Here is a 25,411-nt window from a genome sequence, read left to right on the forward strand (position 1 = left end):
TCACGAGTTACCAGCAACCAATACATATAATAGAAGTGTGATTTTATAAATCGGAGTACGCGCCAAAGAAGCCGTCGGAGGCTCAAGAGAGAAGTTCAACCCTGGCCTGTATGTTCCGTCCTTTTATATATACCGAGAAAAAGGGCACAGGTCGGCGTGACGACAACTTGGTTGTTGAATACCGTATTATTCTCCAATTCGAGACCTATCTGTAAAGTCTTCATAAAGTTCTGTGGTGGTGATAACTCTCTTAAATCCCTTCTTTTCAAGTCCCTTATTCAGTTGCTTATCTCCAGTCCATAGTTTGGCTTTAAGGTATTCCGAAAACCCTACAAATACGGTATCATCAACATTTTGACATAACTTGAGTGCTTTTTTAAAATCCTTCTCGGGAAGAATGGAGTGGTCAAGAATAGTTATATTTTTCAGTATTAGTTCATAGATTTCACCAAATTCCTACTCCGTAAATCCGGTAATTTTCTTGATTTTATTTCTATGTTTTAGAAGCTCTGTTCTGACGTATTTCGGGGAGTAAAATCATAATATTCTTGTCCGTTGATCAAAATCTGTCCCATTCTACTGTTCAGGTTCAAAATTGCGCTGAAAAGGATATTGGAATCAACAATAATATTATCCATCGAGTCCGGTTTCTTTCCTGATTCGGTTCAATCTGCCTTTCTTTGCCACTTTCAACAAGGCGTCCAACTCTTTTTCAGTAGCTATTGATTTCGCAGTAAGTTCCTCGTACCTTAAATAATCCAAAATAGACTGGATTTTAGAGGCTTTGGTGCCTGCGGAAAACCGCACTATAATTTCATTATTCTGCCTTTCTACTATCATCTTTGCTTTTATTTCAAATTTAACTGTTATTTTTTAATCGAGGTCATATTATTGACAACATCCTTATAAACAATACGCTGCAAATTTCTATCGCCTATTAACGCCTTATTTAACGTAAGAGTGTAAGTTTTAAAATAAGAATATCGTTTAGAGTACTTATTTCTTCAAGTTGTTTTAGTATAATTATCTATCCGCAAAGTAAGTATCCCTTTCAACAAAAAAAGCCCAAACTACAGACAATCAGTGTCTTCATAAACAATGTTTTAAACCTTTTACAGTAAATCTCTGCAAAGATCTATTCACCCACCTCCTCCCAATTTGCCACTTACCAAAGCGATCTCACCGACGACCTTTCTACCAACGGGAGTGCGTACGCATGGGAGTGCGCATGTAAGGTAAATCAAAACATAATTAATTAATCTCACCCCGCTAACCAAGCAAACCAAAACCAGCATGAAACAACCTTCTCGCGAGACGGTTTACCGTCGCCTTGTTCGCCAGTGCAAAGCCGCTTCTTCATTGGTTTGCTAAGTAGCTATTTTATATAAATCGACACTCCTCGAGCGATCCAAGACTATCTCTATATTAGCTCTTATCAAAGCGAAAACCCCAACGAAAGAAGGTAAGCAACGAGCATACCCAATGGAATAATCAAAACAGGAGCAATTCCGGCAAAGTAGATTCCACCTATTCTGAAATCTTTTTGATCTACTAAATTCGTACTATATGCTATTGCGTTTGGAGGTGTAGATACCGGCAAAAACAAGGCACAACTTGCACATAGGGAAATAATTAGAGGCACCGCAACTTGAAAATTTCCTGTGAGGCCCAATGTGATTGGAATCAAAATGGCCGCCGCGGCGGTGTTTGACATTACGTTGCTCATTCCCAAAGTGAGATACCCAAATATAATGGCAAGCAGCAAGAGCGGGAAATTAAAACCGTTGAGCATCCCTAGAAACTTGTCAGCCAATCCCACATCTACAATAGCGAGTCCCAAAGCGAGACCTCCGGCTACGAGCATTAATGTATCCCATGGAAGTCCACGCACCTGATCTGCCGAAATGATGCTGGTGAGCGTTAGTACGACGATTGGTACAGCCGATGTGGCGGCTAGAGGAATTCCGTGAAGCGACTCGGTGCTCCACAGAAGAACTGTAAAGAACAAGGTCAGAATAACGATCCACTTCTCTTTCACTGGCACCAAATGTTCAGGTTCTTCATCTAAAAATGATAAATCAAGGTCTGCATCGTCAGCAATATTTTTGGAAGAGAGGTATTTCCAAAACGACCAAACCAGGAATAAGGCGAGCGGAACTCCAAATACCATCCAGGTAAGGAATGTAATTTTAACTCCAATAGTGTCCAAAGCACCCACTGCGATTGCATTGGGCGTGCTGCCGATGATGGTTCCAATTCCTCCAACAGAAGCAGCGGCCGGAATACCAATTAACAAGGCACGTGTAAGGGCATTTCCTTTGCCTAGCTTGGATACCAGTGGCATTATGCTGCCAATCATCATGGCGGCTGTTGCCGTATTGGACATAAACATGCTTGCCACAGCGGTCATCATCATCAAACCGTAGAGTAATCTTTTTGGTTTCGTTCCAAACCGGCGTACGGTAAAGCGAAATAGTGTCCTGTCGAGTTCGACTCGCTTCATGCCTTCAGCAAGGAAGAATCCACCCAGCAATAGCCAAATCACATCGCTGGTCCAGGTGCCCACATAAGCGCCTATAGGCATGGGGGTTTCTAAAAAATAATCTGAGCCAAGCGTAAAAACCAAATAGCCGATAATGAAAATTCCCACGGCAAAAGGTGGGATGGCTTCTGTAATCCAAAGACCAACGGCAAGAAAAGTCAGAAAAAGCACACAGTACATTGCCGGACTGAAATCTTCAAACGGAATGAAATAAGTTAGTAAAAAGGCAATTACTACATTTCCGAAAAACGTGGAGGTATTGAATAGCCGGCCCAATGTTTGATCGCGGTAATATTTAAATGAAGACCTTCTGGAATCGTTGCTTCCCATTTATTCAATTTCTTTTAATTATAACGGCTTAAGAACCGGCTGGCAAGTAATTACAAATCAAGCTTGTGCACATTAATAAAGCAGCAACACTTCTACCAATTACAAGCGAACAACTTACATCAAAATTTTCTAATTCTTACACGCTTGAGTAATGATAGTTATCATCTGTTACGAGTGTGTCAATACCTGGATTAAAAAAAAGATGACCTCCAAAAATTCTAAATCCGGGAGTCTTAGTGGAATCACATTCAGATTGACTCATAGCCTGAGAACTCATATAAAGTCCAACAATAAGTAATAGTTATCGAATTCTCATTTTAATGTTTGTCAACGCTAAACCTATGAAGCACAGCATCCCCAAGGGTGCTATGATTTCATATAAAGTGTTAGTGGCTTTTTATTTTTTTCAAGCCAATCCATTCATGTTCAATATCTTTCATTAAAAGAGCATTATCAAATTTAACAGAGCCCTCTGGAAAAATACTCTTATCCTCAAAAAAGCTTGATTCAACCTTTTCTACTTCCAAAATTGATACTTTCCAAGTATAGGCTTTGAGTTCAAGTCCGTCAAAATCCATATTGTATGGTGAATATCCGATTGATCCATTTTCAAAAAACTTAGAAACATGTTCTAAATTTTCGAATACACTTTCATTATTCCATTTGTCCGTTTCCTTAGCTATAATACTCAATGACGTATTGTCGCCACTTATAAAAGCTACTTCATAGTTTCCTTCAGATTCCTTTACCGTGAATTCAGCTAAATGATGGATTCCTGGAAATATAGTTCCTCCTGCCAATGAATTTAGTTTAGAGGAAGTATCTCTCCTCGGGATAAAAACCCCTTCCTTCAATTTTCCGTTTTCTGTCCATTCAACTGCAATTCTGTGCGCTCCATTTTCAGAGGATATGCCAATTTGCTTCGGTAGTCCTTTTGGTCTGATCTCTTTCAATCTTATTAGACAGATACCTGCAATTCCTTTTCCATTTACCAATTTAGGTTTAAATGGCTCAGGTAAATAATTTTCCAGGACATCTTTGTCAACTTGATAATTAATAAGAATTCTACGGTCTATTACTCCTTTAATCGTTGGTATTTTCATTTTGTTCTAATGTTCGTTAAGGCACATAGTTTACAAAGTTAAAGTCACATGCTTTACATTAGATTTTGACTTAGTTTTTTTGATTTTTGAGATCGTCTTTATCAATATTATTTTTCATTAATATATATTGGCAATTCTGATCTTTCTATTAGTTCTCCTATTGGTTCAGCAAAAAGGCCCTTACTTCTTAGTATGGATTCCACATTTTGAGAAGCTTCTTTTTTGACAGCAATTAGTAATCCTCCACTGGTTTGTGGATCACATAAGATATGTCGTTGCCTTTCGTCCTCAATATTAAGCTTATGGCCGTAGCTGTCCCAGTTTCTTAGCGTTCCTCCGGGGATACATTTTTTATCAAGATAGCTATGAATTTCTTTGAAAAGCGGCACTTTGCTATAATTAATATTCGCAGATACATTGCTTCCTTCACACACTTCCAATAAATGTCCTATTAGCCCAAATCCAGTTACATCTGTTAAAGCTGTAACGGCATCGATTTCTGAGAGTTCCAATCCAACATCATTTAAAACGATCATCGAATTGGCGGCAATGTCTTTATGTTCTTCTTCTAAAATACCTTTCTTTTGTGCGGTAGCTAAAATACCAATACCTAAAGGTTTGGTTAGATAAAGAATACTTCCTGGTTGAGCGGTATTATTGCATTTTAAATTAGAAATCAAAACCGATCCTGTGACTGCAAGTCCAAAAACAGGTTCTGGATTATCAATACTATGCCCGCCAGCAAGTATAATATTTGCATCAGAACAGGCTTTTCTGCCACCTTCCATTACCTGTGCAGCAACTTCAGGAGCTATTTTATCAATGGGCCACCCTAAGATTGCAATCGCCATTAATGGTTTTCCTCCCATAGCATATACATCGCTTATAGCATTAGTAGCGGCAATCCTTCCAAAAGTGAAAGGGTCGTCAACTATGGGCAAGAAAAAATCTGTTGTACTTATGATGGCTGTTCCATTTCCCATATCATAAACAGCAGCATCATCTCTGGTATCGTTACCTACTAAAAGACGAGGGTCTTCAATTTTGGTTGAACTAGATTTTAATATTGTAGTTAATACCTTTGGTGATATTTTGCAGCCACAACCGGCACCGTGGCTAAAGCTTGTCATTTTTATTGGTTCATCCATTGTTCTGATCTATTAGGTTTATTAAAATATTCGCAATTTCTTGATGATTCACGGAAGTGATTTCAAGTTCATGAATTGAAGATTCTTCACGTTTTTGTAATCCTTTTAAGTAGTATTTATCGTAATAGAAAAGGATAATCTCTACAACTTTATAATAATTTTTGTTTTCAAGGGCATCCAAAGCGAATTTAGCTTTATCGTATCCAAGCCTTTTACCTATTCGACTAATTGCATCTGCCAATTTATCCTGACTTAGATTAGCGTATGTATCAACAAGGTGTTCTGTTCTTTTCTCTAAAGGAACATCTAAGAAATATACAGGCGTATCCCTCATTTTAAAATAAAATACATTGGGAATTGATACATTTCCAATTATTCTACTTTCATCCTCAACCCATATTGGTTTTTTCGGATTTAAACTACGCAATATTGAAAACAGATTATTTTCAAATTGCTCAGTTGTTGGCTGAGGCGGAAGATCTATCCCTCCAAATGCAGAACCTCTATGGTTAGCCAATCCTTCCAAGTCAACAACTTGTTGCCCTTTCTTTTCTAAAAAATGAAGTATTTCAGTTTTGCCGGTACCTGTATATCCACCTAATATTTTAAGATTAAAGGGTTGTTCAAAAAATTGTAACACATAATTTCTAAAAGCTTTGTACCCTTTTTCAATAACGTAAACCTTTTTAAACCCATTCTCGATAAGATGATCGGCAAAAGCACTACTCCTCATCCCTCCCCGCCAACAATGCACTACAACTTCTTTTTCAGGGGCAATGGCAATAGATTTAATTATAAAATTATTTAGTTTGGGGTTTACAAATTCATACCCAAGTTCAATAGCCCTTTCTTTTGACTCTTTTTTATAGGCAGTGCCAACTATTGCGCGTTCTTCATTAGTAAATAAATCAATATTATTAGCATCGGGAATATGTCCTTGCGCAAATTCTCCTGGTGACCTGACATCAATAATTGGAATGTGCTCTAAATTGAGAAAGTAAAAGTCAATGGTAATGAGTTGTTTCATTTAAATGTAGGGCAATAGTTTTAGTATTAACAATATCTGTATGCGTAGAATTAATAGGGTCTTCAATTCCAAATAGTAAAGCAAAAAAAAGATTAATCCGTTAATTATTTGAATTATATCTGATTAAGTTTTGTGGATAGGGTACAACGGCATGTAGTCGAGTAGGCAAAGGGAATTTCACCCTAAGAATCTCACAACTTGTCCCGCCACAGCGGGAGAACCGTACTTGATAGTCTACTTCCTTTGGTCGTGAGATCGCTCGCTAAGTTCCCATCATACGGCTCTTCTAAACATAGTTACAATTATTGAAACCATACCGATAATCACCAAAATTCCAACTGGCAGAAATTCTTTGATCTCTCTTTTATCCATTTTGTCTTTTCTTTAATTCTGACTAACGGTTAATTTTTAAATTCAATTTCCGTCCAAAATTTCACCCGTTAGCAAGAGAAATTAATCGAGTTTTTCTTGATGTGGAGAATGAACTACAACGTTCTGGCTATGCGCAGTGTCCCGAAGGGCATTGCGTATAGGTTTTGTTGGCTACAGTAGTTTTGTTTTTCATTCTTCATTGTCTTTGTCGTAATCCCGGATATAGCTGTGCATATCTCCCATAATCGTTCCTTTTGCGTCCATGTGATATAGACCGCCAACAGCATGATCCAATCTTGGTTGTTCGGAGTAGTTATTTCCAAGAATCTGCTTTTCACCTTGAATTATCCACACCAGCCTTAACCCGGATTCTTTGAGAATCTTCTGGACGTGATCTTTACGCATCAAAAGACAGGCTGGTCCATTTTCATAAACAGATGGATCAAAGCATACTACTTCTCCTTGATTGTTTAAGTATTCACCTTCTTTCTGTGAAGGATTCAAGCCAATTGCAATTAATGGTGCCGGCTTGTAATAGCTAATCGGCTCTTCTTTGGAACAATCAAATTCTTCCTCCCACAAGAAATACATTGCTGTATTGTGCCCAATAGCAACCTGCTTTCTCTCCTGATCTTCAAGTTCCGATGGCAGAGCATCACCTCCGTAATATGGAGTCAGTTGAAAGAAAATTGAAGCTTGAGACCAATAATGTTCACGGCTAAAAACTTCGTAGCGGTTCGATACGTCTGGCGACCAACTTCGCCACGCATTGTCTGAATGATCTACTTTGAGCATTTTGCGTAGTTCCTTTGGTTCTACTAACCAACTCCCGATATCATACCAAATTCTTTTACCGTTAGCATCCCAACGATCTTCTCCCAACTTCTTTGGTTCTCTCCAATCCGGGTTCATATTAAGATTCAACCACTCTACAGCATTTGAATCTGCAACAGTCATCAGCCCTTGTATAGGTGGAAAATCATTGAACCTTCTTTTCCAGATCTCTGCATCTTCTTTCCAGTTTTCATATTTATACGGAACCCACCAAGGCAAATCTTCTACTTTTTCAATGGAGTTTTCTTTCTGGGTTGTTTTTACAATAATCGTTGGATCAATATCCCGCACATAAGGTCGCCAAGGGCCATCATACTTTGCATATTTTTTAGACTTGTTCCATGAGTAGCTTCCTTCATCATGCATCTTGCAATTGTCCGATACCCTTGCAAGAATTTCATAAAAAACAATCCACTGGTACTTTTTGCCAATACGTTCCTTATGACCACTTCCACGACCTGATCCTTGTCTGGAATCGAAGTCAGTGAAAACTTCAGGGTCATAACCCAGTTCAAAAATTCGCTGTACTCCGTAATTGCTTAGTCCATCGTACTCGGCTTCCCAGTTACGCAATGCACTTTGGAACGTATATCTTCCAAAATCACCATATCCACCACCTCTTCCATACTCGGTTGTCATTGAACTTAGAATGGCAGTTGCCCCCCACTTTTTTCTTCCATGATGACCATCTTCTCCCTTTGGTTTGTACGCGGCATCAATCTCTTCGTTGGTTGGCAATTTATCTGGGAGGTCACTTTTATAAGGTGGTCGAATCTTTTCTACTTCAACTGAAGGTTCCAGATCGAGGTGAATGGTGTATTCAATCACACCTCTTGCATAATCCCGGAGTAAAACGTGGGGGTAAACCTGTTCAGTCTCAAAAATCGCCTTGTAGATGTAGTCGCTAAGGGAAACCAATGCCTTCTGATCTTTTGACCGTAATGCGCAACCATATGCTACGGCATATAATCGTTCAGCCACATAGGGATCGTTTACCCCTTCAAACTGTTGCAACACATTGACAAGTACTGAAATACGGTTTTGTAAAAGACAGACCAATGCTTTTGTGGCGGCATCTCTTAAATACCTGTTTGAACTGGTAAAGAACCAAGCCAGCATAACCCCTGCCAGCTTTGCCGATTCATCACTAACTTCTGCTTTGCAATCTTCACTCCAAGCCCAGTCGATCAGGCGTTTAACGGAGTTATAGCCCGAATTCTCACCGTATTTATCCTGCAACCAGATTGTCCACCAGGCATCTCTTTCAGCCAAAGACTGCTGATAGAGAAACTTGTGTTGCCTATCGGCATTGAAATAGAAATCTGGCTTTGTGGCCATTGAGATGGCCATTTCCAAAAACTGATAAAAGAGATCATCATTTTGCACCAAGACCTCATTGACGTATTTCCGCGAAGCCTCACCTATAGTGTCCGCGCGTCTCCACATCAATCCATCAATAAATGCTGTTGCTGTTGCATAATAAGTTGCCGCATATGGAGCCACCTCATGTAGTTCATTTCCGATACGCTCCGGTACTTGCACGGAGAGTGCCTCTATAATGTTTTGATTGTAATATGCTTTTGATTTGTCGGCTAATAATTCTTTCAATGGCCCTGAATCGAACGATTTTTTTGGGTTGTCTGGATCAAGGTACCTGTCAAGCAACGCAGAGACAATCAGGTGGTCTTGAAATCGCTGGTAGGCAAAGTGAATCCCATAATAGTCCTTTCGCTCTTTCCAATAAAGGTCTTCATTAATTACGCCTTCGGAGATCAACCGCTTCAAATACTGCTTATCATCACTTCCACATTTACCTGAAAATTTATCGTTGGTAATTTCTTCTGCTGTTGTATAGGGTAGATGGTCTTCTCCATCCTCAACCATTTTTACCAGTATTCCGTCCAATGCTTTTCGAAGGAGTTTCAACTTAATGTCATAGTCCAATTCATCCGGTTGTGCCAACTTTTCTTCAATTCCTTCAAGGTAGTTCTCGATGATGGCTGAAATACCCTGATACCCATCAGGCACTTGTTTAAGTCCTCTTTTTTCCAAGCCTTCACAAAAGAGCTTTAGAAATAGGGGATTTTGAAATTCAGGATGCAGCAACGGTGAGCCGGGAGGAATAATATCGTAATGTTTGAAAAAATGAAGGGATGCTTCATACTCCAAACCTTCGAAGCCCGGATGGTAAATTCGCAAAGCGATTGAATTATCAATCTCGCTTACAGGAGCAATTAGGTCTTCAAAGGAATTGCGGATACTAACAATAAGACCAAGCCAAGGAAACCGATGAAACGAACGGATGAAGGATTTCAGTTTTTTTGGCCAAATGCGCCTTCCGTTTCCCTCGTTCAAGGCATCAATTACAATAATGATGCGGCTCTGTTGGCTTTCAGCTTTTGCGTTTAGAGCCCCAAGTAAAACATCTTCATTTCCATCAAACCGAAGTTGATTTCGTAGAATTTGTGTCCAAGGCATTTCATTAGCAGAATAGTTTTCTCCTAACAGTAGCAGACTCGTTTGATTGTTAGACTTTCTACAAGAAACGATGTCGGCAAGAGCATGAGACTTTCCAATGCCTGCCGGGCCAACCAAGATCAAGTAAGGATTATTGGCCAATGTGCATACTTCTGAATCCAGAAAGGAGTAGAAATCATCAATTGCATTGGAAAGCTCCCGTAACTCATGAAGTTCATTATTGTAAGGCCGCGAATAATAATCGATCCTATCTCCTTTTTCCTTCTTGGCATTTTCCGTCTCTTCCCGCCATTCATACAGTTGGCCTGATATTCCCCGGGTAGCTTCATCTACACATTTCAGTTCACTTCTGATAGTGTCAAAAGGAATTGTATCAATACCGGAAAAATCTATGTTTTCGTACACCTTCCTGAACGCTTCTATGGCCTTGTCTAAACTGGATGTTTTTTCTTCAAGTTCTTTCTGCTTATCTCGTAAATATGCTCTCCTTCGCTTTTCAAGTACAGCTTCGTAATAGGAATTGATCTGGTTGGAAAATTTCTGATCCCGCGTGAATCCATCGTGGAAACGTAAAAACGGTAAATCAAAATTTAATTCAGGAGTGTACCTACCACCAAGTGCATCAATGCTTTCCTGATTTTTTGTGTCGAACCATTGATCTGTTAGTTCAGCCTCATTAAAGAAATAATAGATAAGACCTTCATTCTCCAGCTTTCTTAGTCGTGTTTCAAGTTCATGCCTGCCCCAATACTCGAAGGCAACCTTCATTTTCTTTGATGCAGCATACTTTTCCCATGCGGCAACATGACCCTTCCATTTCTGAAGCATTGATTTACCGCGCCCTTTCCCATCGGGCCTGTCAACAGGGATGGCTATGTAATATTTCTTTAGTTTAGGGTGATTATCAATGGCCGTTTTGACAGATTTATTCACCTGTGTCCACTGGTTGTCCGACAAGCTATTTGTAAAATACTTGGCCTGCCAGCAATGAATATCTCCATTGCTCAATTCCCAATAGCATTCTTTCCCACCGTCAGGTTTGCCGATTCTGGTAAACAGTACCTGATTTGGAACTTTCTCTTGTCCTGAAAGTTGGCAGACCAATTCCTCGAAACCTTCTCGTTGGCCTTCAATTGCTCTGATATTGTTCCAGTTAATGCTCAAGTTTTCGGTATCTTTTTTCTATTGTAGCCAACATCCCTATAAACGCTACTCCCAAATTATCTATTGCGTATATACCCCCTATTTGGCGTATAAACGCAATAGGTATATTGTTTATTTGGTATATAACTCTATGTTTTAATAGTAAAATTATACCTGCCCCCCTACTCTCCCGTCACAGGAAAACCTCTATCTCTCATTAGCGCCCCAATTTTGGCATCTCGGCCCATAAATAATCGGTACGCTTCTGCCGGCTCCATTGCGTTTCTGGGAGCGAACAAATACTTCACAAGCTTGTCGGCCATTTCTTGATCATAAAAACCTCCCGGCGCTTCGGCAAATGCTTCGGCTGCATCTGCGGTAAGCACATCTGCCCACATATAGCCGTAATAGGCTGTTGCATATCCTTCACCTGAGAATACGTGCCCAAACTGAGGCGTTCTGTGGCGCATTGGCAACTCCTTTGGCATGTTTAGCTCCGCAAGCGTCTCCCGTTCAAATTTGTCTATGTCAATATTTGCCGGATCTGCCAAGTGTAATTTCATATCCATAATGGCCGATGCCAAATACTCGGTGGTAGAGAAACCTTGATTAAAAGTAGATGCTTTTTTAATCTTCGCTACCAGGGCAGCAGGCATTGCCTCACCTGTTTTGTTGTGTACCAAATAGTTATTGATCACTTCATCAGTAGATAGCCATCGCTCTAATAATTGCGATTGAAACTCGGTATAATCTCTCACACCACCGTCTAAAGTTGGATACTTTACATTGGAAGAAAAGAAATGCAAGGCATGACCGAACTCGTGAAAGAAGGTAGTGGCATCATCCCACGAAACCAGTAAGGCTTCTCCGGGTGCTGGTTTTACAAAATTGGAGTTGTTGGATGCCAGCACGTTTTTCTTTCCGTCAAAAGTGGAGTAGCTTCTATAAGTGGTTGCCCAGGCTCCAGATCGTTTTCCTTCTCTTGCATACGGGTCCAGATACCAGAGACCAATATTCTCGCCTGTGGTTTTATCGGTCACTTCCCATACATTCACATCTTCGTGAAAGACAGGAACAGACCCTTCCGGCACAGGAGTAAATTCATAGTTAAACAACCTTCCCGCCACATAGTGCATGGCATCTGTGAGGTTAGCTAGCTGCAAATACTGTTTTACTTCATCAGAATCTAAATTGTATTTTTCCTTTCTAACTTTTTCAGCGTAAAAACGGTAATCCCATGGTTCGATGGTAATATCATCTCCGTTTTTATCGGCCACAGCCTGCATATCTTCAACTTCTTCTGCAACTCGGGCAATGGCGGCGGGCCATACAGCTTCCATAAGGTTCATCGCATTCTCGGGTGTTTTTGCCATGCGGTTTTGCAAGCGCCATTCCGCATAATTTTTGTAGCCCAATAATTCTACGCGCTCTCTTCGCAGTCTTAAAACTTCAGCAATAAGGGCGTTATTATCATACTCATCACCATTGTCGCCTCTTGAGTAGTAATTGGTCCATACCTGCTTGCGCAATTCGCGTTCGGTAGAGTAAGTTAGGAAAGGATCCATAGAAGACCGCGTGTTGGTAATGGCATATTTTCCTTCGTGTCCCTTGTCTGTCGCTATTTGTGCTGCCGATTTAACAAAACCATCAGACAAACCACCCAATTGGGCCTTGGTTAAGTAGGTTACGTAGTTTTCTTCGTCGTGCAATACATGGTTTGAAAACTCGGTGTACAGGCTAGAAAGCTCTTTGTTGATGGCGGCATAGCGTTCCTTTTTTGCTTTATCCAGTTCTGCGCCATTCATTTCAAACTCTTTGTATATCAGCTCTACAACTCTTTGTTGGTCTGCCTCTAAGGGTGTTGTCTGCGAAGCATCATACACTGCCTTGATGCGCTGAAATAACTTTTCGTTTTGTGAGATTTTTGAGCGAAACTCAGAAAACAATGGCGCCAACTCAGTCTGAATGTCTCTAAATTCAGGGCTAGACTGATTGCTACTTAAAATGCCATAATATTTCATAGCTCTGTCTAGTTCTTCTCCGGCACGCTCCATTTCCACAATCGTATTTTCAAAAGTTGGTGGCTCGGGGTTGTTAGCGATGGCATCAATCTCATCGAGATTTAACTCCATACCTTTAAGCATCGCGTCTTTTACATCTGCAACTTTCATTTGGTCAAAAGCAGGAACACCTCCATAAGGGCCTGTCCATGGCTGCAGTAAAATGTTATCGACAGCAGATTTTTGCACTTCTTTCGATATTTCTTGATCTTGGGTACAACTAGCCATTGCAATTAGAGTTAAGGAAATGATGAATATGTGTTTTGTTTTAAAAAGCTTAATCATAGTGAAAATTTTGAATGCAAGGTAGGAACTAAAAATAGATTAAAAAGGCTCGGTGAATAAGCACAGCGGCTATGAAATCTCATTTCACTGCTGTAATTATAATTTGGATTGTAACAGGTATGTTTTTTACCCGGGAGTTTTGGAGGCACTTACCAAGTTTGCCTTTACCATCTAGTCTAAAAGAATTTCCCTAAAAGGATTATCAGTTTTTGAACTCTCTATCGATTAACCCATTGAACTCTTGAGATGATGATATGAGCTAAATACGCTTTTGAAAGACCGAAGAAGCCTTACAAGTTTGGAAGGACTGATCGCCGCATAGAGCGCGGGGCAGGCTGTTACGCCAGCGCAAAGCCGATTTCTCATTGGCAAAATACAGCCTCATCAATCCGTCGGAGACAAAATATGACTGCGCTCACTTGGGCATCAATCATCATTCTATTTTCAGAATAGGTATTGATAAAACAATACTTAAATTATGTTCCATGCTATTGAATTCAATAACCGGCAAAGTATTGTCATTGGTAAATGGGTTATTCCCAAGTAAAAAATTTGCCGAATATTCAAGCCAAAAGAATTTATACCCAATCTTTACTGCCGGGCCGAGGTCAACCCTTTGTCGGTTGTCTTGAAATAATAATCGTCCGTCAACACCAACCCCGAAGTATTTGTTTGACCAATAAGTGGAAGATTGTATTCCAAATATTTTTTCATTTGCCAATTCAGGGTCTTTGAAGTAAAATATTCCGCGTAGAGAGCCGGCCAAATAACTATCAAAATTAACCTTTGCCCAATCAGCTTTTTTCTGATATTCTGCTCCGAACGAAACTGCCTGTCGATTATATACCTGATATGACCCAATCAAAGATAGCTGCCTGTCTTTCTGTGAAAATCCTTTAAGGCTGAACAAAATTAGTATTATGATGCAGAGAAGTCTCACTATTTCAGATTTTCTTAAAGTACTGTCAACGTGAAGTGTATACTCAGCAGCAAGATTGACGTACGCACCATCGATTGATAAATGCCCTTAAATTTATGAAATTACTTTTTGTTATCCAACGATAACTGCCATTGTGTTTTTGGCTAGGTGAGTCCCAGTACTTCTAATCAAACAATGTTTTTATCGTATTCATCGGCAGAAACATTTTTCCGCTGTCAGCAAGTTTAATAAATCCATATTTGTCATAAAATCGTATGGTATCTTCGTCAATTGGGTCAACTACAACAGCAAAGGAACCTATGCTTTTAGAAACCTCGTAGCTCCGCATTAAGGCATCAATCAATAATAGTTTTCCAATCCCCTGTCTCTGAAATCGTTTATCTATAGCCAATCGTCCCAGTAAAGTTGCAGGTATAGATTTATATGAACCAGGTAGTTTTTTCTGAAATTCTGTCGGAATTAAATCATGAGCTATGCTGTTATTAGCTAAAGTGTAATACCCTTTTATTAAAACCGTTTCCTGGTCGTTAAGAATATATCAATAACCATCTAATCTACATCGTTTTATGCCGAATATTAACTAGTTCTCGCAAAGTTACAAAACGCACAACAACTTGAACAATATTCTCAAATAATGCACTATTAAATGTGCAATGAGATGCTTTTTTTTGTTTTTGTATCACACAACGTTGCGCTAAAAATCATTGATGAAGCATCGGGAATCTATGATTTTACACGTATTTATAGCAATAGGCAAAGTTTTTACTCCGTCATTGGTTTTAATTCTGTTTCTTCTTTTACAAAATATCTCACGTAGATTATAATCAATATTGGAACGATAACCAGACCGGTTACAAAGTTCAAAAGCGAAGTCGCACCGGCCAATTCATTTCCTCCCTTCGAAATTAGCACTAACTCGCCCAAAGGACCATTTGAGAAGAGTGTATTGTAAACAAAATTCCAGCCCAAATGAAGTCCGAATGGAAGCATTATAGATTTGGTTTTGGCGAAAGCCCAAGCCCAGGCATAGCCCATCAATCCAGTTCCTATAAACACTAAAATCATTCCCATTATGTTTCCTAAAACTCCGTAAGAAAACCAGTGATATATTCCAAAAGCAATGGCTGAAATCAAAATACTTTTATGGGAGCCAATCTTCCGGATAAGAATGTATAGCAGAGCTCCGCGAAAAATCAATTCTTCTGTTAATACAGATTTAAGATCCCACCAGAATGATTTTAAAATAATTCTGCCAGTAATATTATCATTCAAAACCCAAGCCGATGATTTTAGATTGGCCTCTAAATATTGAACGAGAACGCAAAGTATTCCGGTAATTACAAATCCGATTGTGAATTGTTTTAACCTTTTCGCCATCGGAAGAAATCCCAATGCTAAAATATTTTTCTTTTCAATTAAAAATAGAAGTAACCACGAAATGGCAATTATTACTAATATTCCTATCATCTACTTTATTGATTTTAAATTATGCCTAACGCTTGCAGATAAACACTTACAGCATAAATAGTCACGACTAGATCTGTGAGTTATTTCGTTCTTTCAATGGAGTTTATGGCGCGTAATTATTGATGCTAACAGCTAACAGCCAACCGCCAAAACCCACCTGCGAAAAAAATTGCTCCGCATCTACCTTAAAGATCTCATCGAGAACATTTCCATTTGTACGTTTCGAGTACGCTCAATAGTCACATTTCTGGGGGCTATGAACCCTTAATTATTCAACCACTAATTTCCCCTGCCCCGCACTCTGAATACCCTGAAAAAGGCGATAAATATAAAGCCCAGACTGTAAATCGCCCCTTTTTATTTCCGTGCGATCGCCAGAAACATTCGCTTTACGTACCATTCTCCCTTGCGCGTCATAGAGCTCAATACTTAGATTATCGATACTGATTCCGGAGAATTCGACTACAAAAAAATCGCTCATTGGATTAGGGAATATCTTAACACTGCTATTTATTCCCAGTTCAATCGTATTCAATGGATTTACGAACACTTTAAAAGAGGAATCTATCATCTCACATCCAGCAGAATCAATTGCTGTAGCTACGTAATAGGTTGTTGTATCCGGCCATACCGCTGGATAAGGAATGTTTGGATCAGATATATTATAATTTGGCGTCCATTGATATGTGATGGGTTCACAATTACTAAATACACCCGGGTACAACTGTGCAGTATCACCTTGCATGATTGTAGTTTGTTTGTCTTCTAAGGTCATAAAAGTTTGACAAAAAAATACTACAAGCGTATCCGAACAGGTATTGTCATTAAAATCAGTTACTGAAATGTAAAATTCAAGACTGTCATCAACCAAACCAATTAGTTCGGGGTTGGCGAGTGTGGTATCATTTAAAAAATCTGATGCAGAATAATTGAATGTGCCTATCGAAAAATTACAAGACCAGGAGTAGGTGTACGGAGGTGTTCCGTTTTCAATGACCAAAGACTCGCCCAAAATTTGTTCAAAACCATCCATACCTACGCAAACTGTGATGTCATTGCCTGCGTTAACCGAGCATTGTCCCATGGTTTGATGCTTTGTAATAATTATCAAAACAATGGTAATTCCTAAAGTAAATAGTCGTTTCATTTTTAATTGTTTTTGGTTGCGTCTAAAACTACGTATAACTCCACAACCTTCCAAATCGCTTATAACCGTAAGCCCCCGAGAAACAAAATACTCGCACTGCTGCGAAGGGTATCCACCCAATGTCTTTAAGTTGAGCCAATGTGTCTGTATTTAACCGCTGCGAAAGGTATCGACCCTTCGCCATATCGCTTGCCTGAATTCAGCCAAAAACAAAATTTTAAAATCTTAACTTACTAACTTGTAGCAAACTAAAAACAATGGATTGATTTAAATTTACCGCAGGGTCGATACCCTGCGGAGCTTTTCAGAGCACTTCCTTGGCCTCTTGTTACAAAGGTAGCCACGAAGAAAGAACCTTTCGGAAACCCCTGTCCGCTCCATGTTTTCTTATCTGCCGTTAGGGTGTGTTATTCCTGAAGTATATTTTTGAGGTCAATTTCTAAAAAACTCATTTCCTGTGCATTGTACAGTTTGCCATTTAAGAAGGTTGACCTGCTTGAAGCGGAAAATTCAGCTACCTTTTTGCCATCCGCATCAATCACAAAGGTCTGACTTTCCTTGGAAAGGAACTTCTTGTTACCCCTGTTCAAATAGTAAATGTAAAAATCTTCTGATTCTATTTCGCTCTCAATTTTCAAATTTGGGTTGAGAGTCAAAACCCTTCCTTTGTTAGTATGTAGATAGAGTTTGTCAATAGAGTCAAGTGGCTGGATCATAAAGTTCAATAGCAAGGCGCATGCAGAATTGAAAATCAAGGAGTTGACATTTGTCAATAACTGTTTTCAATTCAAGTGCAACGCCGATAGTGGACTTTATGGACAGACACTAGATAGTGTTTTGTAGAATCCATGGTTGGTAAACTTATGAGTAATGAATCCCTTTTAACAAACACCTGTTCACCAATGAAATAGTTTAGTTCTCCGTATTCACCGATGTTGAATTGCTGATCTTTAATCAATTGACCCGTAATTACAGAATATTTGGATACATGATCATTGAATACAAATAATAACTCCTCATCCGTTAGATCGATCGCCTTAATTATTTCCTTTTTCTCGTTTGATACTGTTACCATATATTTCTGATCGCCAGAGTTAAGATCAAAAGATGCAATAAAAGGAGTTCCAAAGTCAAGTTGACGATTCCCCATGTAGGCATAACCTCTATTTACCATAACGAGATTATCATCGAATTTGAAAATCAATGACTTACTTGTTAAATCATTTGGAAGAGATTTCTGCCAAAGGACTTCTCCTTCTCTATTCAATTTGACTAGATGCTCCTTAGATGCGAAATAAATATGTAGGCTATCAACAAGCACATTTGAAACTACATCCCTGACAAGATTATGACCCGTAGACACTGAGTACATTCCTGTTAGCAAGCCAGCAGCAATTCCCAATCCAGTTCCAACCGCTGAGGCTGTGTAGTCTTTCTTGCCAGTAATAGTATTAAAATCCCATCCAGCTCCATCAAAGATATTCAAGGTATGGAGGCCAGATGCTGCAATAAGTAGCGTTGAATCATTTAAATAGAATGCATCATTCCAGCTGTATTCACGACTGATTTCTCTTTGCCAAATAGGCTGTCCATTCGTAAGGTCAATACCTTCAAGCATATTCTCCTTACCCCTGGAAGCTTGGATTTTATACCCAATTCCAATTTTATCAACAGGGTCAGCAAAGATTAGTGAGTTCTTTACTTCCCAAAGTTTTTGTCCGGTAAGGTTATCCAAACAATAACTCTTTCCTCCAGTGGTATGAAGTGTTACACCTCCATATTGTTCAATGCTCTCAACTTGATAAGCAATTTTATCAAACCAAAGTACCTTGTTTTTGTCTATATCATATCGAATAACCTCTCCTTTGTTTGCCAGCCATTTACCCTTTCTTAAGCCTCTTAACTGAATTATCAGATCGTTGTTAATCGTGTCTATTTGAAAATCATGGACTCGTTCGGGAAAGGTGTATATCTTCGCCATTATAGGTTCACCAGTTAGTAAGTTATTCCCAACAACTTTGGAGCTTGTTAATACTGTAATTTCTTTTTGAGCAAACCCATGAAGTGAGAACAGAACTACTACAGCTAAAATTAAATTGATTCTTTTCATTTCAGATTCCTTGGTGCTCTCCTACGGTTAGTATAATGATAGTAGCCGATTGCGAGCTTCAAACCTATCAAATTACAAGAATGTTGAAGCGGGCTATGGTACTTAAATTTATTGATGAACCTGCTATTATTTTTATATATTATCACCACAGGTTTTTATTCTTTTTTTATTCGTTTTATAATATAATCTAACTGGCTATCAGTTCCATTAATTAAGTCTTGTTGTGTCAAATTAATTTCAATATCCGGTAAAACTCCACTTCCTTTCTTTACAGTTTCGTCTTTTGCAAATCGACTTATTTTCACAAACGAAATCAGCACTTTAATTTTCGAATTAGGTAATGTGTAAATTATTGGATATCCACCTGTCTGCGTGTAATATCCTCCACCTGTTTCTTCTCCAATTAGTGTGATACCTTGATTCTTACAGAATAGCGCAAAACTTGAGCCTGCCGAAAAGGTTTTTCCTCCTATTAACACATAGGTTTTTCCTTTAAATCTTTTTTTGTTTGGAATCATAAATGGTTCGTTCTCGTCAGTCATTAATATCCATTCATTTCCTTTCCTTAAAGCATTCTGGTAATACTTTTCAAAAAACGTTTTATAAGTATATCCATTAACTAAATTTTGGCTGTATTTTTCCTCTGGCAAGCTAGAAGTAATGACGCTTGCTGATTTTCGTTGCTTGAATGATTGATTTGCTAAGTATGAAAATGCGTTAATGCTATTTAATGGATATCCTCCTTCATTTTGTCTGATATCAATAATAAGGTGCTCAACCTTTTTTCGTTTGATTTGCTTAAAAATATCCTGTAGACTTATTTGAAATTTCTGAACATCAAGTTCGAAGGAATTCATTGTCAAAACTGCTGTATTCAAAGAATCAATAAGATATAAGAATGGTTCTTTTTTTCCTATTGTGTTCTTTACAAATTCAGATTTATTTTCAATACTATGATATACTGGAAAGTAAGAATTCCTATTTACAAACCTGCTCCCGATACTTTGAAAGGATTGGCTTTTAATATTCTTCGTAAACATCTCATTAGAAGATGTTTTGTATTCTACTTGGTAGGTGTCTTTAGTGCCAAATTCGTAAAAGTGTAATATGCCAAATTCTCGTTCTATCTGTCTATCTTTTTTGCTTGTATTATATCCATCTGAAGGTGCATATTTCAGTAAGCTTTTTCTTAGCTCTGGTCCGCTGACATCATCTATGGAAATTATTTCTGACCCTATTGGAATACCATAGTCATCTGTGTCGGTATAAAATTTCTCATCTATTATTTTTAGCAACAATGGAAATAGATATGGTATTGAAGTGAGCTGTGGATGCATAACGATTAAGTGCGCATCTCTAGAATAGTCCGTCAGCTCTGTAATGGATTTGTATAAATCATTCTTGTTTTTAATGCTTTTTAATTTTTCCTCTTCAAAGTTTAAAAACAGGCTGTCCCATTCAGATTGAGAAGTATATTCATATAGGCTTGGATAACCTTTGGTCAAGACATTCTTTAGAATGTTGAAGTCCTCAATTACTTGTTCTTTTGTTAATTTTTCCTGACCAAAAACTATCAGAGAGTAAAAGAGAATTATGAATATTATGCTGAATTTCGTTTTCATCTTATGCGTGGTAACGTTTAGTAGAGAATAGGTAGCCGACTGCATTGCACTTTCCTGTCAAGTTACAAGAAAGTTGATGCGGGCTACAACCCTTGAATTTACTACTATTTCGGCTAATATTTTTGTACAGTGTTAGCAACTATTATTTATTCATTATCCATAAATTATACGTCCATAAAATATCATAAACAAGCCAAATTAGATAGGGGAATAGAATCCAAGCTGTTATTTTTTGAAACTTTAATAATCTAATATACAGTACCAACACTAAAATCGTAAAAGGAATTAAGCCAAAAAAAGCAAGGAGAGTACTTTCTAATCCGAAGAATAGAAAATTCCAAAATTCATTTCCTGCAATCATTCCAATAGTTAGCCAAATCAGCGTTGATTTATCTGAGTTTTTGGATGCATTAAAAAGCCTGAAAAGAATAATTATTACCATAAAGTAATAGAGTCCTCCTACAATATACCATCCCCACAGCGGAAGTGAAAACCACGGTTGATTAATTTCCGCAAACCAATTTTCTAAAGCATCACCTGTCAGAAGTCCACCAATTACTGCAAACATTAAGCTAATCCCGATTGCAGAAAGTAGATTTTTGACCCTATCCTTTTTCATTTTTTTCAATTGTTGCTAACGCTAGGCTAAGAAACGGAGGGGAGTTTGAAACGCTGCCCTTTCAGTTTACCACTTAGCCAAGCCAAATATTTTTATAATTATCTTTCTTTTTTCATTATCAAAATTTTGGTTTGGCGGACTTGATTAAAAGCTCTAAACTTTCAATTTACCACCAAAACCCCTATGTTTTTTAGCCATTGTTACCCACCGTTTTCATTGTTTGTAGCGTTGGCAAAGGCATACTCTTTGACAAGTTTTGGCTCGTGCGGCTGGCTTTTCGAGCGACTTGGCAATGTGTATGACTTTTAGCGTTGGCATTGTTTCTGTAATTCTTTGTTAGTTTAATTTTGGTGTGCTTGAATCTGGTTTTATGTTTGGTTCATCAAACTTCATAATGATTGGCATTGGAAAATCTACTCCTGTTAAGATGGCTTCTCCTTCTCCAAGAATTGGTAAAAAGTCTAAGGTGTTTTTGTTTGCCGTACTACAAGCATTACTAACTGCTTCTTTGTCAAAATGATTAATTAATCGGTGTGCTATAAATGTACCCATTTGACTAAGTGTACCTTGCGGAATATCTCTTGGCATTTGTGTCGCTATGCAAAGGAATAAACCGTGCTTTCTACATTCCTTTGCGATAGAGTCAAAAGCATCCAAAGGTTTGCTGTCGAAATATTCGTCTTTAATGGATTTGTTTAGAAATTGATGGGCTTCATCAATAAAGATTACCACAGGAGATTCTTTGAATGAACCATTTCTTGCTTTTGATAAAAGGAATTTTCCAATTGCATTTACTAATGTTTCTCTTACCTGAAAATCATACTTCACGTTTTCTAAGTTTAAACGTAATAGATTTGTTTCGGTGTTTTCGATAGAAATAAATTGATTAACTACATCAGTTAAATCATTTTCTGTCTTTTCTTGTTGAAAACCAAATATTTGGTTTAATTCTGGTGTATTAGCAAGATTGGTAACTCTTGATATCAAACTCACACAATATGAAACATCATTTGGTGCCACACCTCCCCAAACTGTTCCATTGTCATAAACGCATTCAGCACTTAATTGATGAGATAATTTCATAAAATCAAAATCTGCCATTCCATTTTCAATGGCTTGTATTTTTCGGTAATAAAAAACGTCATAAGGCTTCTTAGGTTTTCCGTTCTTTTTCAATAAGCCATCTTCAATCGGAATTACTTCTCCATTATGCTCAATTTGAGTTACTTCTCCCGCAAGTCTAACCATTTTCAATGACCTTATAGCTTCCATCAACTTAGGCGTTTGGGTTCTCGGTGAAGGTTTTAACAAGAAAAATAAATCGTCTATTGTAAGTTGAGAGTAATGGAATATGTTTTCCCCATTACCAATATCAACAGTTTTTATCTTATCAAAGCTTCCACTATACTCACCAGTCGCATCAATCAAAATAGCTTTGTTTCCAGTTGCAATTAAAGATTCTACTAATTTACTTACAGTATAACTTTTTCCACCGCCTGTAGTTCCAACAATAGCACAATGACGTCCGAAAATAGATTGTAAATTTATTTTGACTTTTGTGTCAGGGCTTGAAACTAAACTTCCTATTGCAATAGTGTTTGCAAGTTCGCCACTTCTCACCCCAAATCTTGACATATATTCTTGAACCAATTCTCCGGAACTTACAAAAACCTTTGCTCCAATGTTTGGGTAGGCTGTTAATCCTTTTTTGACATCAAAAGGATTGTATAAGTCAAAAGATAAAAGAATTTCAATTTTTCCTGTTGGATGAAAATCACTTGTTTGAAATGCTTTTTCATTCAAAGAAAGTCGTTCAGATTCAGGCAATGCCAACTCCGTAATTCTACCTAAAAAACCATACTTATCGCCTTCAATAACCACAAAGCTACCCACCAATCCACCGTTAAACTCTTTGCCAAAATGCGTAAACCCATTCAATAATACCGAAGATGGAAAATGAACTTTCACAAATTGCGGTAGCACCTGATTGATATAACCAAGAAAATATTCGTGCTTGAATGGATTTATCTTTTGGTTACTCATTTTTCAAATTTATTGTTACTTGTTGGGTGTTTTCATAGGTTTTTATCTCTGGGAAGTAATTGGCAAAATTTGTAAATGTTTCTGAAACCATTAATATTCTTTCGGTTTTAAAAGCATACTCTTTGATAGTTTTTAGTGATTTTGAAGTGTTAGGATTATCAAAACCTGGGTCGATAATAGCTAATCTAAAACCAGGGTTTTGATTTAACGCTTCTTCAATGGCTGCATTAATGTGCTTGTCATTAAAACTGTAACCTATGCAAACCAATAAAGTGTCATTATTTAATCTTAGATTTCTTTGAAAGCGTGCCATCATTTCAAAAAATGGCTGTTCATAAGAATCTTCATATTTCGCTTCTCTAGGATAAACCATTAAAGCTTTTTTAGGTTTTTCATTAATTACTACATTGCCAGTTTCTTCAATTCTTTCCCAATTAATGGAGCCGTGTAATTTATGTAAATGAAAAACACGCTGTACGAAATTATCCTCCTCTTTTAGTTTGCTTCCTTCTCTTTGTACAATATCATAATCAAAATATCTACCGCTAAATGTCCTTGGAAACGTATAAGAAAAACCATCAATAACAATAGCGTTTACTGCTGTTGCTGCATCTTCAAAAAGTAGGTCATAATTTAAAGTAAATACTTTAATTCTAGGACTTGTTTGTTTGCGTTGCAATATCTTTTCAAGCAATACTTTGTGTGGAAATGCGTCATTTGGTGGCGTTGGAATAGTGCATTTCAATTGTATAAGTTTAAAAAGCAAATCCTTTAATTCTGATAGTTTTTTCTTCCCATCTTTAAAAACAATATCTTTATCCTCTGAAAATTTAATAAAGCCTTCTACTTGACTCAATAAGGCTTCAATATCCTTTTTGTCGGTTTTCTCTTTAGGAAATTTTACAGCCTCAATAATATTGCTTAAACCATCAACTTCTTCTGTTTTAAATTCTTTTACCGCTTCATCCCATAATTGAGCCATTGAAAGCCCTTTTACGTCCATAGACGAACCAGCACCAGTAAGAATTATCAAGTTTTTGAATGGTTTTTGAAAAAACTCATTATACGCTTTTCGCTTTTCTTTATTGGCAAGTTCCACCGTTGGAATTATCTCTTTTCCTTCCGAATCCTTCTTATTAAATGGGCGAATATCAGAAAGACTTACAAGCTTCCCTTTATCAAATTCAGCATCCTTAACCTCAAGTGTTTTAGATTGTCCATTAATTAAAACGTGTGTCCAGTTTTCTTTTATTTCTTCTACCATATCTAAAAAGCTTTAAACTTATCTCCCATAGCGTGTTTTAAATTCCATTTCTTGGTGGTGTCTAAGGCACGTTCGAGAACAATTAACTTCTGGTCTGTATGTGTTTTAAAATGCTCTATGGTTTCATCTGCAATAATTACATCTAAGCAGATTAGCGTTTCTTTATCACCATCTGTGGCAAATAGAATTTCATTTTTCTTAAATTCCTCTTGTTTAATTAGGGTGTAATTGAGTTTGAAACCGTTTTTGATTAGTATTTCGGTTATCAATTCCTCTTTATTGAAAGCAGAAACCAATTGTGCTTCTTTTTCTTTGATATACTTTTTAAGCAAATCAATATTTTCTTGTTCTGTTTTTTCAGGGTCTGGGGCGTATTCTACTCTTGGAAAGTTTGATTTTTGAAGTTTGAATACCTTGAAACCTAAACCTTTTAATTGCTCTTGCTCACTTTCTTCTTTTTTAAACAAGTCAGGTGTAGCTTCCTTTTTTTCTTTGATGATTTTTTCTACTACTCTTTTGTTACGCTCAATAGTGATGTCACTTATTTTTTTGTACCCTGCTTTGTAAGCTTCACTTTTTTCGTCTGTTTGTTCGGGTAATTGTACTAAAACATATTTTCTATTTCCACCATCTGCTTCATTCAGTTCGGTTACGGCTTGCCCTGTTGTTCCCGAGCCACCAAAAAAATCTAATATCAAAAAGTCTTTAAAATCTTGTTCATTAAAAAACAGATTTACAACCATTTTAATCGTATCCACCCGACCATCCCATATTGCCTAATTCCCACCCCCGCCTGATCTTTGTCGAAAATAATTTTGATGAAGTTACAAGAAAAAATGTTTGCTCTGGTTCAAGCCTGGCAAGAGAGCGGAATGGT

20 protein-coding genes are annotated in these 25,411 nt (G+C 37.8%); all 20 read right to left on the bottom strand.

The annotated features are described in order from the left end of the window. Positions 1-186: 186 nt before the first annotated feature. Positions 187-444, bottom strand: a complete 258-nt coding sequence (locus G3O08_RS21925) for a PIN domain-containing protein (protein WP_163286709.1) — start codon at positions 442-444, stop codon at positions 187-189. A gap of 56 nt (positions 445-500) precedes the next feature. Beyond that, positions 501-638 carry a hypothetical protein gene (locus G3O08_RS17185; RefSeq protein ID WP_163286690.1) on the bottom strand — a complete coding sequence of 46 codons (138 nt, stop codon included), beginning with the start codon at positions 636-638 and terminating at the stop codon, positions 501-503. Then, entirely contained in the window at positions 631-840 is a 210-nt protein-coding gene (locus tag G3O08_RS17190; protein ID WP_163286691.1) for a hypothetical protein, read from the bottom strand. Before G3O08_RS17190 ends, G3O08_RS17185 begins: the two co-directional genes overlap by 8 nt. Positions 841-1,435: 595 nt before the next feature. Then, positions 1,436-2,872 carry an SLC13 family permease gene (locus G3O08_RS17195; protein WP_163286692.1) on the bottom strand — a complete coding sequence of 479 codons (1,437 nt, stop codon included), beginning with the start codon at positions 2,870-2,872 and terminating at the stop codon, positions 1,436-1,438. A gap of 386 nt (positions 2,873-3,258) precedes the next feature. Next, positions 3,259-3,975, bottom strand: a complete 717-nt coding sequence (locus G3O08_RS17200; protein WP_163286693.1) for a DUF2071 domain-containing protein — start codon at positions 3,973-3,975, stop codon at positions 3,259-3,261. A gap of 107 nt (positions 3,976-4,082) precedes the next feature. Next, positions 4,083-5,123 carry a selenide, water dikinase SelD gene (gene selD, locus G3O08_RS17205; protein WP_163286694.1) on the bottom strand — a complete coding sequence of 347 codons (1,041 nt, stop codon included), beginning with the start codon at positions 5,121-5,123 and terminating at the stop codon, positions 4,083-4,085. Then, on the bottom strand, positions 5,116-6,150 hold the full coding sequence (mnmH, locus tag G3O08_RS17210; protein ID WP_163286695.1) for a tRNA 2-selenouridine(34) synthase MnmH: 1,035 nt from the start codon (positions 6,148-6,150) through the stop codon (positions 5,116-5,118). The genes selD and mnmH overlap by 8 nt, the downstream gene beginning before the upstream one ends. Positions 6,151-6,711: 561 nt before the next feature. Further along, entirely contained in the window at positions 6,712-10,998 is a 4,287-nt protein-coding gene (locus G3O08_RS17215) for an NACHT domain-containing protein (RefSeq protein WP_163286696.1), read from the bottom strand. Between the two features lie 161 nt (positions 10,999-11,159). Then, positions 11,160-13,265, bottom strand: coding sequence for a M3 family metallopeptidase (locus tag G3O08_RS17220; RefSeq protein ID WP_239541321.1), 2,106 nt, complete (start codon positions 13,263-13,265; stop codon positions 11,160-11,162). Between the two features lie 490 nt (positions 13,266-13,755). After that, positions 13,756-14,232, bottom strand: coding sequence for a hypothetical protein (locus tag G3O08_RS17225; protein ID WP_163286698.1), 477 nt, complete (start codon positions 14,230-14,232; stop codon positions 13,756-13,758). A 193-nt stretch (positions 14,233-14,425) separates the two neighbouring features. After that, positions 14,426-14,653, bottom strand: a complete 228-nt coding sequence (locus G3O08_RS21930) for a GNAT family N-acetyltransferase (protein WP_239541319.1) — start codon at positions 14,651-14,653, stop codon at positions 14,426-14,428. Positions 14,654-15,024: 371 nt separating this feature from the next. Further along, a complete protein-coding gene (locus G3O08_RS17235; RefSeq protein WP_163286699.1) occupies positions 15,025-15,729 on the bottom strand; it encodes a CPBP family intramembrane glutamic endopeptidase in 705 nt (234 codons plus the stop codon). A gap of 268 nt (positions 15,730-15,997) precedes the next feature. Then, positions 15,998-16,876 carry a T9SS type A sorting domain-containing protein gene (locus tag G3O08_RS17240; RefSeq protein ID WP_163286700.1) on the bottom strand — a complete coding sequence of 293 codons (879 nt, stop codon included), beginning with the start codon at positions 16,874-16,876 and terminating at the stop codon, positions 15,998-16,000. Between the two features lie 407 nt (positions 16,877-17,283). Continuing rightward, a complete protein-coding gene (locus G3O08_RS17245) occupies positions 17,284-17,592 on the bottom strand; it encodes a hypothetical protein (protein WP_163286701.1) in 309 nt (102 codons plus the stop codon). 71 nt (positions 17,593-17,663) lie between these two features. Then, a complete protein-coding gene (locus tag G3O08_RS17250) occupies positions 17,664-18,986 on the bottom strand; it encodes an outer membrane protein assembly factor BamB family protein (protein ID WP_163286702.1) in 1,323 nt (440 codons plus the stop codon). Between the two features lie 155 nt (positions 18,987-19,141). Beyond that, positions 19,142-20,608: a S41 family peptidase gene (locus tag G3O08_RS17255; protein WP_163286703.1), complete on the bottom strand. Its 1,467-nt coding sequence runs from the start codon at positions 20,606-20,608 to the stop codon at positions 19,142-19,144. 142 nt (positions 20,609-20,750) lie between these two features. Further along, complete coding sequence (locus G3O08_RS17260) at positions 20,751-21,227, bottom strand: TspO/MBR family protein (protein ID WP_163286704.1); 477 nt, start codon at positions 21,225-21,227, stop codon at positions 20,751-20,753. 336 nt (positions 21,228-21,563) lie between these two features. Beyond that, positions 21,564-23,270 carry an ATP-binding protein gene (locus tag G3O08_RS17265; protein ID WP_163286705.1) on the bottom strand — a complete coding sequence of 569 codons (1,707 nt, stop codon included), beginning with the start codon at positions 23,268-23,270 and terminating at the stop codon, positions 21,564-21,566. Then, the gene (locus tag G3O08_RS17270; RefSeq protein WP_163286706.1) at positions 23,263-24,534 is read right to left on the bottom strand and encodes an SIR2 family protein; all 1,272 of its coding nucleotides are present in this window, start codon (positions 24,532-24,534) and stop codon (positions 23,263-23,265) included. Before G3O08_RS17270 ends, G3O08_RS17265 begins: the two co-directional genes overlap by 8 nt. Before the next feature lie 2 nt (positions 24,535-24,536). Continuing rightward, a complete protein-coding gene (locus tag G3O08_RS17275) occupies positions 24,537-25,292 on the bottom strand; it encodes a site-specific DNA-methyltransferase (protein WP_163286707.1) in 756 nt (251 codons plus the stop codon). Positions 25,293-25,411: the final 119 nt, after the last annotated feature.

It is taken from the genome of Cryomorpha ignava, assembly GCF_010686655.1.
Lineage (GTDB): Bacteria > Bacteroidota > Bacteroidia > Flavobacteriales_D > Cryomorphaceae > Cryomorpha > Cryomorpha ignava.

What these genes read in the sequence shown, in the direction of transcription:
- G3O08_RS17240 (WP_163286700.1), bottom strand. Translation starts at nt 16,876, where the DNA reads ATGAAACGACTATTTACTTTAGGAATTACCATTGTTTTGATAATTATT.
- G3O08_RS17250 (WP_163286702.1), bottom strand. Translation starts at nt 18,986, where the DNA reads ATGAAAAGAATCAATTTAATTTTAGCTGTAGTAGTTCTGTTCTCACTT.
- G3O08_RS17185 (WP_163286690.1), bottom strand. Translation starts at nt 638, where the DNA reads ATGGATAATATTATTGTTGATTCCAATATCCTTTTCAGCGCAATTTTG.
- G3O08_RS17200 (WP_163286693.1), bottom strand. Translation starts at nt 3,975, where the DNA reads ATGAAAATACCAACGATTAAAGGAGTAATAGACCGTAGAATTCTTATT.
- G3O08_RS17235 (WP_163286699.1), bottom strand. Translation starts at nt 15,729, where the DNA reads ATGATAGGAATATTAGTAATAATTGCCATTTCGTGGTTACTTCTATTT.
- G3O08_RS17265 (WP_163286705.1), bottom strand. Translation starts at nt 23,270, where the DNA reads ATGAGTAACCAAAAGATAAATCCATTCAAGCACGAATATTTTCTTGGT.
- G3O08_RS17260 (WP_163286704.1), bottom strand. Translation starts at nt 21,227, where the DNA reads ATGAAAAAGGATAGGGTCAAAAATCTACTTTCTGCAATCGGGATTAGC.
- G3O08_RS17245 (WP_163286701.1), bottom strand. Translation starts at nt 17,592, where the DNA reads ATGATCCAGCCACTTGACTCTATTGACAAACTCTATCTACATACTAAC.
- G3O08_RS17220 (WP_239541321.1), bottom strand. Translation starts at nt 13,265, where the DNA reads ATGGCTAGTTGTACCCAAGATCAAGAAATATCGAAAGAAGTGCAAAAA.
- G3O08_RS17190 (WP_163286691.1), bottom strand. Translation starts at nt 840, where the DNA reads ATGATAGTAGAAAGGCAGAATAATGAAATTATAGTGCGGTTTTCCGCA.
- selD (WP_163286694.1), bottom strand. Translation starts at nt 5,123, where the DNA reads ATGGATGAACCAATAAAAATGACAAGCTTTAGCCACGGTGCCGGTTGT.
- mnmH (WP_163286695.1), bottom strand. Translation starts at nt 6,150, where the DNA reads ATGAAACAACTCATTACCATTGACTTTTACTTTCTCAATTTAGAGCAC.
- G3O08_RS17195 (WP_163286692.1), bottom strand. Translation starts at nt 2,872, where the DNA reads ATGGGAAGCAACGATTCCAGAAGGTCTTCATTTAAATATTACCGCGAT.
- G3O08_RS17255 (WP_163286703.1), bottom strand. Translation starts at nt 20,608, where the DNA reads ATGAAAACGAAATTCAGCATAATATTCATAATTCTCTTTTACTCTCTG.
- G3O08_RS17270 (WP_163286706.1), bottom strand. Translation starts at nt 24,534, where the DNA reads ATGGTAGAAGAAATAAAAGAAAACTGGACACACGTTTTAATTAATGGA.